Genomic DNA, 12,545 nt, shown 5'->3' on the forward strand with positions numbered 1-12,545 from the left:
GACATTTAAGGGGGAGAAACCATGACGTTCCGCTATTTGCCGATGACTGATCAAGACAAAAAAGAAATGCTTGAAACGATTGGAATCGAAACGACAGAAGATCTTTTTCAGGATATACCAGAAGAAGTTCGGTTTAAAGGACGCTTACAGATCGAGGAAGCTTTGTCAGAACCTCAACTAGTTAAAGAGATGGGCCGCTTGGCTGCATTAAACAAAAATACAAAAGATCATGCTTCCTTTCTAGGAGCTGGTGTTTATGATCATTACACACCATCGATCGTGAACCATATGCTTCTTCGTTCTGAGTTCTACACGGCTTACACGCCATACCAGCCTGAGATTTCTCAAGGTGAACTTCAAGCGATCTTTGAGTTCCAGACGATGATTTGTGAATTAACAGGTATGGATGTTGCTAACTCTTCTATGTATGATGGTGGAACTTCACTTGCGGAGGCTGGATTGCTATCAGCAGCTCAGACACGCAGAAAGAAAATAGTTGTATCCAAATCCGTTCACCCAGAATCTCGTGCAGTTCTGCACACTTATGCAAAAGGACAGCATCTTGAAGTAGTAGAAGTGGATACAGAAGATGGTGTTACTTCATTAAATGCATTACGTGCTGAAGTTGATGAACAAACAGCATGTGTGATCGTTCAATATCCTAACTTCTTCGGTCAGATCGAGCCGTTAAAAGACATCGAAGAAATCGTGCATAGTGCAAAAGGAATGTTCGTGGTTTCTTCAAATCCGTTGGCACTTGGCGCTCTAACTCCTCCTGGTAAGTTTGGTGCCGATATCGTAGTCGGTGATGCACAGCCGTTTGGGATCGCGCAAGGTTTTGGCGGACCACACTGTGGATATTTTGCCGTAACAACTAAGCTGATGCGTAAAGTTCCCGGCCGTTTGGTAGGTCAAACGGTTGATGAAGACGGGAAGCGCGGATTCGTTCTTACTCTTCAAGCGAGAGAACAGCATATCAGACGAGATAAAGCGACAAGTAACATCTGTTCGAACCAAGCGCTTAATGCACTTGCTGCTTCAATTGCTATGACAGCACTTGGAAAACAAGGCGTTAAAGAAGTAGCGCACCAAAATATACAAAAAGCTCATTATGCGAAAAAAGTTCTTGAGGAAAAAGGATTCAAGACAGCATTTACTGGTCCTTTCTTTAACGAGTTTGTTATTGAGTTAAAGTGTACAGCTAAAGAAGTGAATGCAAAACTATTAGAATCTGGCATTATAGGTGGCTATGATTTAGGTCTTTCTTATAATGAACTAAAAAACCATATGCTTTTAGCAGTTACTGAAATGAGAACAAAAGAAGATATCGATCAGCTTGCAAATGTATTGGAGGGATTAGCATGCGTACAGAACATCAGTCATTAATTTTTGAATTGTCTAAACCAGGTCGAGTAGGGTACAGTATCCCTGAACTTGACGTTCCAGAGATTAACGTAGAATCTATCATCCCTTCCGATTATTTGCGTACGGAAGAAGCGGATCTTCCTGAAGTATCAGAGCTTCAAATCGTTCGTCATTACACAGCATTATCCAATCGTAACCATGGTGTGGATTCTGGTTTCTATCCATTAGGTTCATGTACGATGAAATACAATCCTAAGATTAATGAAGATGTAGCACGTTTACCTGGTTTTGCACACATCCACCCTCTCCAAGATGAAGAAACGGTGCAAGGTGCGATGGAGATGATGTACCGCTTGCAAACATCACTTGCTGAGATCACGGGTATGGATGAAGTGACGCTTCAACCAGCTGCAGGTGCACATGGTGAATGGACAGGTCTTATGATGATCCGTGCTTTCCATGAAGCAAACGGTGATTTTAATCGTACAAAAGTAATCGTTCCTGATTCAGCACACGGAACAAATCCTGCTTCTGCAACAGTTGCTGGTTTTGAATCGATCACGGTGAAGTCCGATGAGCGCGGTCTAGTTGATTTAGAAGATTTAAAACGAGTAGTCGATCAAGATGTTGCGGCTCTTATGCTTACAAACCCGAATACGCTTGGTCTTTTTGAAGAGCATATTCTAGAAATGGCAAAGATCGTCCATGAAGCTGGCGGAAAGCTGTACTATGACGGTGCTAACGCAAATGCGATATTAGGATTTGCTCGCCCGGGAGATATGGGCTTTGATGTTGTTCACTTGAACCTGCACAAAACATTCACCGGCCCACACGGTGGCGGTGGACCTGGATCTGGACCAGTTGGAGTTAAAGCTGATCTGATTCCGTTCTTGCCTAAACCAGTTCTAATTAAAGAAGACGACCTTTATAAATTTGAATACGATCGTCCACAATCGATCGGACGAGTTAAGCCTTTTTATGGTAACTTCGGTATTAATGTACGTGCGTTTACGTACATCATGACGATGGGGCCTGACGGTTTGAGACAAGTTTCAGAGAACGCCGTATTAAATGCTAACTATATGATGCGACGACTTGAGCCACATTTCGATCTACCGTTTACGCAGCACTGTAAACATGAGTTTGTATTATCAGGACGTCGTCAGAAAAAACTTGGCGTAAGAACGCTTGATATCGCAAAACGACTCTTAGACTTTGGTTATCATCCGCCAACGATCTACTTCCCGTTAAGTGTGGAAGAAGCGATCATGATCGAGCCGACAGAAACGGAATCAAAAGAAACACTCGATGAATTTATTGAGAAGATGATTCAAATCTCAAAAGAAGCAGAAGAAACACCTGAATTGGTTCAAGAAGCTCCTCATACTACAGTTGTTAAACGACTGGATGAAGCAACAGCTGCGAGAAAACCAATCTTAAAATATACGAAACAAGTTTAAACACAAAAAAGCAGCCCGGATGAATTTCCGGGCTGCTTTCGAACGTTTAGTTTGATTTTACACGGCCCGTCCATTTGCGGAAGCCGCCATGTAGGTGATGAAGTTGGCCATATTTTTTCTTTTTAAGAAAATTGGCTGCACGAGCACTTCTGAATCCACTTTCACAATATAGATAAACAGGCTGATCGCTGCGCACTTCTTTTAAGCGCTGTCTCATTTGAGAGAGAGGAATGTTACGTGCTCCTAGTATATGTCCTTTTTTAAATTCTTCAGGCTCACGAACATCAATCAGCTGAGCTTTTCGATAACCTGCTTTAAACTCTTCCTCATTTAACGTCGTTAGAAATCTCTTCTGATATAACCCCATACCAATCACATAAATTAGTAGAGCTACTACAATACCTGCTAAAACTATCCATCCCATAACGCTTGCACTCCTTTAAACAATCTACCACAATTATAGCGGTGCTGGGCTCTATAGGCAAAAGAAAAATCTGACTTTAAGCGATTGTTTTGACACATTCGCCGAATTTGGTACACTAGTTACGAATGAATGGCAGGGAGACGAAAAACGTGGAAAAAGAAAACTGGTATTATATCGATTCTGGAAATTGCGAACCTGCAATTAATATGGCAATGGACGAGGCACTTCTAACTTGGCACAGTGAAGGAAAGATTCCACCTGTTATCCGCTTTTACGGATGGAATCCAGCAACTTTATCGATTGGTTACTTTCAAAAAGTAGAAAAAGAGATTAACCTTGATGCCGTAAAAAAATATGGGCTAGGCTTTGTTAGACGCCCAACAGGAGGACGCGGAGTTCTTCATGACCAAGAACTCACGTACAGCGTTATCGTATCTGAGTCACATAAAGATATGCCACAAAGTGTAACAGAAGCTTATCGAGTGATCTCAGAAGGTATTAAGGAAGGGTTTCAAGGTTTAGGCTTGGATGCTTATTTCGCTGTTCCGAAAACTGAAGAAGAGCGAGAAGGTTTGAAGAATCCTCGATCAGCAGTATGTTTCGACGCTCCTTCGTGGTATGAATTAGTCGTAGAAGGAAGAAAAGTAGCCGGTAGTGCTCAAACGAGGCAAAAAGGCGTGATTCTACAACACGGATCTATCCTTCTAGACTTAGACGAAGACAAATTGTTTGATCTGTTTAAGTATTCCAGCGACAGATTAAGAGAGAGAATGCAGACAGCATTTAAGAAGAAAGCTGTAGCGATCAATGCACTTCTAGATGTTCCTGTTACAATTGATGACGCGAAGACTGCCTTTAAAAAAGGCTTTGAGGACGGTTTAAACGTAAACCTTGTGCCGTATTCGCTTACAGACGATCAGTTGGCAGAAGTAGAACACATAGCCGAAACTCGTTATGGTAACAATGAGTGGACGTTCAGGCGTTAATATTGAAAAAAATCGAAATCTCATAGAGATCTCGATTTTTTATTTTTTGCACCAGAAAAAAGATGTCAAGATATTAATTTTTTTTGGAAGTTAGAAGGATATTTTGAAAAACACGAGTTTGTACGGCTTTTCAAAACTACCAAATTATACAAATCTAGAATAAAGCCAATTCATTGATAAAATCATAATAAATTTACAGCAATCATGGAATTGCTGTAAAATCCTCATGATTTTAAGTTTGACAATTTTTTTTCTTTGACATGAGGTTTACGTATATATAGTATAAGGGTAGAACTTATACATACAAGATATAGATATGCATCCGTATGTGATTTTAATAGAGGAGGAGAAATATGGACACAGTCGCAACTGTTAAAAAGGGTATTAACATTGACGCTCTCAACAGTGATATAGCTCAATTTCCACAAGTGCACCCCGTAACTTCTACGATGAAAACAACACACAAAGGTGTTTCTAGGCTGGTGATGCTAGACAGATACAGCTTTAAAGACACAGAGAAGAAAACGTTAAAACCGGGTGATTTTGTTGTATTAACAGTAAAAGAGGACCCGAAATTTCCAGCAAGAGGGCTCGGATTTATTCAATCTGTGAACTGGGACGATAAGAATGCGGTCGTATTGGTTGAAGATGAGTTTAAAGCAGTACTCGAAAAGCCAGAAGAAGCTGAATCTGGTTTGATCACGCGTTCACTTGATGTGATGGACAAGCCGTTAGAAGTTTACTACGAGCAGATCGCGCTCAGAAATGCAACAGGCTTAGCATCTGTAGAAACGACTGAGGAAAAAAGACAAGAATCATTTCAGAAGTTTTATAAAGAACTTTCTGAGATGAACTTTGTTCCTGCAGGACGCGTTTTATACGGAGCAGGTGCAGAAACGGATGTAACGTATTTTAACTGTTACGTAATGCCTTATGTAAAAGATTCGCGTGAAGGCATCTCTGATCACCGTAAGCAAGTGATGGAGATCATGAGCCGCGGCGGTGGTGTTGGAACGAACGGATCTACACTTCGACCGAAGAACGCTTTAGCAAGAGGCGTAAACGGAAAATCCTCTGGATCTGTATCCTGGCTGGATGATATCGCGAAGCTGACGCATCTGGTCGAGCAGGGAGGAAGTCGCAGGGGAGCCCAGATGATCATGCTGGCCGACTGGCACCCTGACATCATCGATTTCATTATTTCTAAGATGCAAAATCCTCGCATTTTACGTTACTTAATTGAAAATACAAATGACGAGAAAATTAAACAAGTCGCACAAGATAAATTAAAATTTACACCGCTGACACCAGCTCAAAAAGCGATGTACGAAGGAATTCTAAGGTATAAGGATATCCCAGGTACAGGTGGATTTGACTCAGACGTTTTACGCGATGCTGAGACAATGCTTCGCGATGGAGGAACGTACAGCGTTCATAATTCTGAGTTCTTAACTGGAGCGAATATTTCAGTTACGATCACGAAAGAATTTATGGAAGCAGTAGAAAGTGACACTGAGTATCTATTACGCTTTCCAAGTGTTGAGGCATACACGCCTGAAGAGATGAAAGCCTACAACAACGAGTGGCATGAGGTCGGAGATGTTCGAGTTTGGGAAGAGAAAGGCTATGGTATTCGAGTATACAAACGCATCCAAGCTCGTGAACTTTGGAACTTGATAAATATTTGTGCCACATACTCAGCTGAGCCAGGAATTTTCTTTATTGATAACGCCAATGACATGACAAACGCTACAGCATATGGACAAAAGGTTGTAGCAACGAATCCGTGTGGAGAACAACCACTTGCACCATACAGTGTCTGCAACCTTGCAGCTGTAAACCTTGGCAACATGGCAGACAAAGAAAACAAAATAGTCGATTTTGAAAAGCTGAAACAAACGGTTGAAGTTGGGGTACGCATGCAAGACAACGTTATTGATGCAACACCATACTTCTTGGAGCCAAATCGTGTTCAAGCGTTAGGTGAGCGTCGTGTAGGATTAGGAGTAATGGGACTTCATGACCTTTTGATCTATTGCGAGACCGTTTACGGATCTGAAGAAGGAAACAAGCTTGTTGATCAAATTTTTGAAACGATTGCTGTTACGGCGTACCGCACTTCAATTGATCTTGCTAAAGAGAAGGGAAGCTTCCCGTTCTTAGAAGGCGATACAGCAGAAACAACTAACGAGTTGCGTAAACGATTTACTGAAACAGGTTATATGAAAAAGCTTCCTGAAGATGTACGTGAAGACATCTTAAATTATGGGATTAGAAATTCTCACTTGTTAACAGTGGCTCCTACGGGTAAACTGATTGCCCCGAGTGTTTGTAAAAACGCTGCGTAAACTTGGCTATATGCGGGAAACTCTGAGTATCCTTTTGTACCAGTACCTTGCCAGTACATATTATGGTAAAAATCAAAAGGTGCAGACAATCCGCAGGGAAGTCATGGCTGACCCCTCAACGACTACATGCCGAGCACCAGAAACTTCATGTTTTTAACACCTTGGAATACCAATGCAAAGGTGATTGAAAATGGAGAAAAATTGTTTGAATTGCAACCAATTAATAAAGGTTAAACCAAGTCAATATGATAGGAAAAAATACTGTTCACGAAAATGCAAAGGTGAATATCAAACGAAATTTCCAATAAATCAACATTTATCCAAAAGAAAAAATGTTGAGTGTAACTTTTGCAAAAATAAATTGCTTCGAAAACCGTCAAACATATTTGTAACAAACTTTTGTAATCACACTTGTAAAGCTAATTACCAACGTTTAAACAATAATATTTTTAGCCATTTAATTAAACGAGTAAAATTACAATGTAAAGAATGTGGGAATGATTTTTATCTTACTCCTTACAGTGCTAAAACCGCGGTGTATTGTGGTAATGAATGCTCATACAAAGCAATATCTCGGAATGCAAAAATAAACTTTACTAGAAATCGTAAAGTAAGTTGTGCACTTTGTTCTAAAGAGTTTTACAAGAAACAAAGTGTTATCAAAAACTATAATTTTTGTAGTGGATATTGTATGGGTGTTTATTATTCTGAGTCCGGTTTATTTTCTGGCCAAAATAGTGGAACCTGGCAAGGGGGAGATACCAATTATTACGGTCCTAACTGGCGTAAACAAAGACGGGAAGCAAGAAAGCGTGACAAATATACTTGTCAAGACTGTGGTTTAACAGAAAAAGAACTGGGACATGAACTTTCGGTGCATCACATAATTCCTTTTAGAAAGTTTGAAGGGGACTGGGAAAAAGCAAATAGGCTTACCAATTTGATAAGTCTTTGTGAACACCCTTGTCACAGGAAAAAGCATTCAAACAATCAACTGGTTGATGATATAGTCTGATCCTTATGGCGACATAAGGAGTGGGTACTAATAATCCCACCCTCTGAAAAATCAGAGAGTAACAAAAATGAGCACAGGAACCATGGTTGGCGTCTCAACAGGATTAGAGCCTTACTTCTCATTCTCTTACTTCCGCAGTGGTCGTCTTGGGAAGTTTATTGAAGTGAAAGCTGATATTGTTAAAGAATTTTTAGACAACAATCCAGAAGCAAACGAAAATGAGCTGCCTGAGTGGTTTGTTGCCGCGATGGAGCTTGCACCAGAAGCACATGCAGACACGCAATGTGTCATCCAACGTTGGGTAGATAGCTCGATCTCAAAAACGGTTAACGCTCCTAAAGGTTACACGGTTGATCAAGTTCAAAAAGTTTACGAACGTCTTTATAAGGGTGGAGCAAAAGGTGGAACGGTTTACGTTGATGGAAGCCGTGACTCACAAGTTCTTACACTAAAAGCAGAAGAGACTTTTGAACAAACTGAGATCGATCTAGGTATGGAAGAAGAAAAAAGTAAAGTTGTTATTTTAGATACGATTACTGATCTTCGTTCTACAGATGTAACCATCGGTAACGAAGTTGGAAACACTTGCCCTGTATGTCGTAAAGGGAAAGTGAAAGAAATCGGTGGCTGTAACACATGTACGAACTGTAACGCACAGTTAAAATGCGGTCTATAAAAAGAAAGGGAAGGAACTGGAAATGTTCCTTCCTTTTTCTTTTGTGGTGAACTGCACATACTAACTCCATCATTTGTGATAAAAATTGTGGGGTGTATGACTATGGCAGGTGCCAATAAACCGTTTATGCCGCAGTTGATCTATTTTGAACCGCGTGCACTTGAGTATCCACTAGGTAAAGAACTGTATGATCGTTTTAGCAAGTTAGAAGTTGAGATCAGAGAGACAACATCACATAACCAAATTCGCGATTTGCCAGGAGATAATGATTTTCAAAAGTATAGAACAGCAAAATCAACGCTCGTGGTTGGTATCAGAAAAACGTTGAAATTTGATACATCAAAACCTTCTGCAGAATACGCGATCCCTCTTGCAACGGGATGTATGGGACATTGTCATTATTGTTATCTGCAAACTACACTCGGCAGCAAGCCGTATCTACGAACTTATGTGAATACAGATGAGATCTTTGCTCAGGCTGAAAAGTATATGCAAGAACGAGCGCCAGAAATCACGCGGTTCGAAGCTTCATGTACATCTGATATTGTAGGTATCGATCATCTTACTCATAATTTAAAAAGAGCGATTGAATTTTTTGGGGCCACCGATCTAGGAAGACTTCGATTTACGACAAAGTATCACCACGTGGACCATCTACTTGATGCAAAACACCAGGGTAGGACGCGTTTTCGTTTTAGCGTAAATTCACAATATGTGATTAAGAACTTTGAACTCGGAACAAGTCCGCTTGAGGAACGTATTAATGCTGCTATAAAAGTTGCTGAAGCAGGATATCCATTAGGATTTATCGTGGCACCTCTTTACCTTCATAAAGATTGGGAAGAAGGCTATAAAGAACTTTTTGATATCTTGGAAGCGAAAATTCCTAAGCATCTAACGAACGATCTTACGTTTGAGCTGATTCAACACCGTTTTACGAAACCTGCAAAACGAGTTATTGAAAAAAACTACCCAAAATCAAAGCTTGAGATGAATGAAGAAGAGCGAAAATATAAGTGGGGAAGATATGGGATCGGAAAATATGTTTATCAAGATGATCAGGCGACAAGACTGCGTGAAACGGTAGAAAATTATATTCATACGATGTTTCCTCAAGCTAAGATTGAATATTTTACTTGATAAAATGCAGAGACACCTTCCCTTGTCACGCTTACCATTCTATAGTATCCTTTTTATAGAGACCAAGCTGGTTTAGTATAGGGAGTGAACAATTTGCCGCCAACCCCAAGTATGGAAGACTATATAGAACGCATCTATGCCCTAATCGAAGAGAAAGGCTATGCTAGGGTATCAGATCTTGCTGAGAACCTAGAAGTGCATCCTTCTTCAGTAACCAAGATGATTCAAAAGCTCGACAAAGGCAAGTATGTCGTTTATGAAAAATACAGAGGCTTCGTTCTTACACCGAACGGAAAAAAACTCGGAAAACGTTTAGTGTACAGACACGAGTTACTTGAAGAATTCTTAAAAGTTATTGGGGTCGACCAAGAAAACATCTATCAAGATGTTGAGGGTATCGAACATCATTTAAGTTGGAACGCTATTGATCGAATTGGAGATCTTGTTCAGTTTTTTGAAGAAGATGAAAATAGGATAAAGTTATTAAGAGAAGTTCAAGCGAAAAATGAAGAACAAGAACAATCATAAATTTTATGGTTGTTTTTATTTTGGAATTTTTCTGTTTGCTGCGGTGAATGAAAACACAAGTGGACAGTATTTTGTAAGAAGTGGACAGTAAAATTTAAAAAGTGGACAGTATTTTTCTTAGAGTGGACAGTAATTGAAGAAAACTGGACAGTATTTTTTAAAAAGTGGACAGTAAATCTAATCTTTTAACCTACACCGACAAATCAAACGCTATGACAAAAGACTTTATTTTGAAGAATCGGTTATAAAGGACATCTTCTGCTGATTAGGATAATAGTGGAGGAGATGTTTATGCGAATTGATGGTGTTTTTTCAGGTGGAGGCATCAAGGCGCTTTCGTTGATTGGTGCTGTTGAAGCTGCTGAGAATCGAGGTCTTAGTTTTGAGAGGGTAGCGGGGACAAGTGCGGGGGCATTGATGGCTGCTTTGATCAAGGCAGGCTATACGGCGGGTGAAATGAAAGATATTATTGATAAATTAGACTTTAGAAAATTTCTTGATACAAGTAAAACAATAGTACCTGTACCTTTTATGAACTGGTTGAAGCTATATTGGAAACTAGGGCTGTTTAAAGGAGATTATCTGGAGAACTGGGTAGCTTCTCTGTTAGCGGCACGTGGAATTGTTACGTTTGCTGATATTCCTTATGGCAGTCTTAAGATTATTGCGTCTGATATTTCCAGAGGTAGGCTGATCGTATTGCCAGATGATCTCGAGGAATACGGTTTATTGCCAGAGCGTTTTCCGGTAGCACGAGCGGTAAGGATGAGTTGCAGTCTGCCTTATTTCTTTTATCCGATAAAACTTTTCAATCGTGTTGGACAAAAAAGTTTTATTGTTGACGGAGGTGTTTTGAGTAATTTTCCGATGTGGCTTTTCCAAAGAAAAGACAGGGTTCCGGTTCGCCCAGTGCTCGGTTTTCAATTGAGCTCTTACATCAACGATCATATTCCAACTCACAATGTGAAAAATGCGGTTCAGCTATTTAAAGCGTTGTTTGAAACGATGATGCAAGCGCATGATAACCGATATATCGATTCGCATGATGCTCGGGATATTATTTTTATGCCAGTCAAGCATGTATCTGTTATCGACTTTCAATTGTCTTCAGAAGCGAAGAATGAGCTTTATACGTGTGGTCACGATCGAGCTGAGCAGTTTTTGCAGAGCTGGATTGTAGGTAAGACTTATCCTAATCCAGCATATAAAAATCGAGCCTAATCCTTAAAAGGAGGCTCGATTTTTTTTCTTGTTCTTTTTTCCTTCGATCACGGTTAAGTGATGTTCACGTGTTTTCTTTCTCTGAGCGGAACTTTTTGCAGTCTTTTTGCTCGAAAACAACGGAGAGGCAGCCTTTGGTGGTTTTTGGTTGGTGCCGTAACGTTTCTGAGATTGTTTGACTGCTTTTCTATATTTGCCGTTTACACCCGATGAGGTTCTCCGAAAGATAAAGTAAAACACGGCGACCACTGCTGCTCCGATCAGAATGGTTGTAAATAATTGGCGAGGTGAAGTGACTAGTTGATAAAGAATACCGACAACAGCCAGTGAAATAACAAACCAAATGATAGGATGCAATCTTCTATTATTCTGTTGCAACAGGTTCACCTCCTTATGATTAAACGATTTTACTTGCGTTAAGTTCACTTTCATAGGATGCGTCACGACGTAACATTTCATTAAAAGAAATAATAGAAACTTCAATTTGTTTTTCATCTGGTTCTTTCGTTGTTAAAAGTTGAAGCCATAAGCCTGGATAACCTAGGTAACGAAGAACAGGAACATCTCTTAGTTTATTTGTTAACTGTAATACTTCAAAAGATACCCCTAAAACCACAGGAATAAGCGCGAGTCTGCATAAAATTCTTAGCCACAACGGATCTGATGGAAAGAAATAATAGATGAACATGCCGACGATCACGGTAAATAGAATAAAACTGCTGCCGCATCGGTAATGAAGCCTTGAATGCTTCTTTACATTTTCAACCGTGAGCTCGTCTCCTGATTCATAGGTGTTGATCACTTTATGTTCAGCTCCGTGATACATGAAGACTCTCTTGATCGCAGGTGTTAAAGAAACGAAATAGATATAGCTTAATAAAAAGATAAACTTGAACAGACCTTCTAACAGATTCTGTCCTAAGTGCCCGGGTACGATAAAACGAAAAGCTTCTGCTAAAAAAACGGGTACGAGCGTAAAAACAAATTTTCCAAAAAGAAAAGATAGGACACCGATGATGGCTAAAGAAAAGAAAAATGCAAATTTAGATGGTTTTTCTTCTTCCTCTTTTTCTTCTTCACCGGGGTTAACACCAAACCGCTCAGCTGAAAAATTTAAATGCTGAGTCCCATTCATACTTGCTTCAATAATGGCGATAAATCCTCTTAAGAAAGGAATCTTCTTTAATTTTGATAAAACTGGAGAAGGTTTTTTCTTAAGTTCGAAATACTCGATCGTATCATCATTTCTCCGTATTGCCGTTACATATGTGTGCTTTCCGGCAAACATAACCCCTTCTAATACGGCCTGGCCGCCGTAAGCGGGCTTTTTCTCTGTTGTCATGTTGAACCCCCAGCCTAAAGTTTTGTAGGTACTTTCTATT

General features: G+C 40.0%; 10 protein-coding genes and 2 pseudogenes. 9 read left to right on the top strand and 3 right to left on the bottom strand.

All coding sequences use genetic code 11. The features are described 5' to 3' along the window. Positions 1–21: 21 nt before the first annotated feature. Together gcvPA and gcvPB are read left to right on the top strand one after the other, a co-directional pair. Positions 22–1,386 (top strand): aminomethyl-transferring glycine dehydrogenase subunit GcvPA, encoded by a 1,365-nt coding sequence (gene gcvPA, locus P4V41_RS08560; RefSeq protein WP_328084435.1) that lies wholly within the window; start codon positions 22–24, stop codon positions 1,384–1,386. Further along, a complete protein-coding gene (gene gcvPB, locus P4V41_RS08565) occupies positions 1,362–2,825 on the top strand; it encodes an aminomethyl-transferring glycine dehydrogenase subunit GcvPB (RefSeq protein ID WP_328084436.1) in 1,464 nt (487 codons plus the stop codon). The genes gcvPA and gcvPB overlap by 25 nt, the downstream gene beginning before the upstream one ends. A 46-nt stretch (positions 2,826–2,871) precedes the next feature. On the opposite strand, the gene P4V41_RS08570 is transcribed toward gcvPB, so the two are convergent. Then, positions 2,872–3,249 carry a rhodanese-like domain-containing protein gene (locus P4V41_RS08570; protein ID WP_328084437.1) on the bottom strand — a complete coding sequence of 126 codons (378 nt, stop codon included), beginning with the start codon at positions 3,247–3,249 and terminating at the stop codon, positions 2,872–2,874. A 149-nt stretch (positions 3,250–3,398) separates the two neighbouring features. On the opposite strand from P4V41_RS08570, the gene P4V41_RS08575 reads away from it, so the two are divergent. From P4V41_RS08575 to P4V41_RS08605, 7 genes and pseudogenes are all read left to right on the top strand, one after another. After that, positions 3,399–4,235 (top strand): biotin/lipoate A/B protein ligase family protein, encoded by an 837-nt coding sequence (locus P4V41_RS08575; protein ID WP_328084438.1) that lies wholly within the window; start codon positions 3,399–3,401, stop codon positions 4,233–4,235. A gap of 353 nt (positions 4,236–4,588) precedes the next feature. Next, a pseudogene (locus P4V41_RS08580) lies at positions 4,589–6,544 on the top strand (vitamin B12-dependent ribonucleotide reductase); the annotation flags it as partial. 244 nt (positions 6,545–6,788) lie between these two features. Further along, positions 6,789–7,598, top strand: a complete 810-nt coding sequence (locus P4V41_RS08585; RefSeq protein ID WP_328084439.1) for an HNH endonuclease — start codon at positions 6,789–6,791, stop codon at positions 7,596–7,598. Between the two features lie 70 nt (positions 7,599–7,668). Next, positions 7,669–8,274, top strand: a pseudogene (locus P4V41_RS08590) (vitamin B12-dependent ribonucleotide reductase); the annotation flags it as partial. 102 nt (positions 8,275–8,376) lie between these two features. After that, positions 8,377–9,414 (top strand): spore photoproduct lyase, encoded by a 1,038-nt coding sequence (gene splB, locus P4V41_RS08595; protein WP_198767755.1) that lies wholly within the window; start codon positions 8,377–8,379, stop codon positions 9,412–9,414. 111 nt (positions 9,415–9,525) lie between these two features. Next, positions 9,526–9,942 (top strand): transcriptional regulator MntR, encoded by a 417-nt coding sequence (gene mntR / locus P4V41_RS08600; protein WP_144703387.1) that lies wholly within the window; start codon positions 9,526–9,528, stop codon positions 9,940–9,942. A 291-nt stretch (positions 9,943–10,233) separates the two neighbouring features. Continuing rightward, positions 10,234–11,163, top strand: coding sequence for a patatin-like phospholipase family protein (locus tag P4V41_RS08605; RefSeq protein ID WP_328084440.1), 930 nt, complete (start codon positions 10,234–10,236; stop codon positions 11,161–11,163). A gap of 3 nt (positions 11,164–11,166) precedes the next feature. On the opposite strand, the gene P4V41_RS08610 is transcribed toward P4V41_RS08605, so the two are convergent. Further along, the gene (locus P4V41_RS08610; protein WP_328084441.1) at positions 11,167–11,541 is read right to left on the bottom strand and encodes an SA1362 family protein; all 375 of its coding nucleotides are present in this window, start codon (positions 11,539–11,541) and stop codon (positions 11,167–11,169) included. A 19-nt stretch (positions 11,542–11,560) separates the two neighbouring features. Beyond that, positions 11,561–12,505, bottom strand: a complete 945-nt coding sequence (locus tag P4V41_RS08615; protein ID WP_328084442.1) for a DUF1385 domain-containing protein — start codon at positions 12,503–12,505, stop codon at positions 11,561–11,563. Between the last annotated feature and the right edge of the window lie 40 nt (positions 12,506–12,545).

Origin of the sequence: Fictibacillus nanhaiensis (assembly GCF_036213205.1) — a bacterium.
In the GTDB taxonomy this organism is placed as follows: Bacteria; Bacillota; Bacilli; order Bacillales; family Fictibacillaceae; genus Fictibacillus; species Fictibacillus nanhaiensis_E.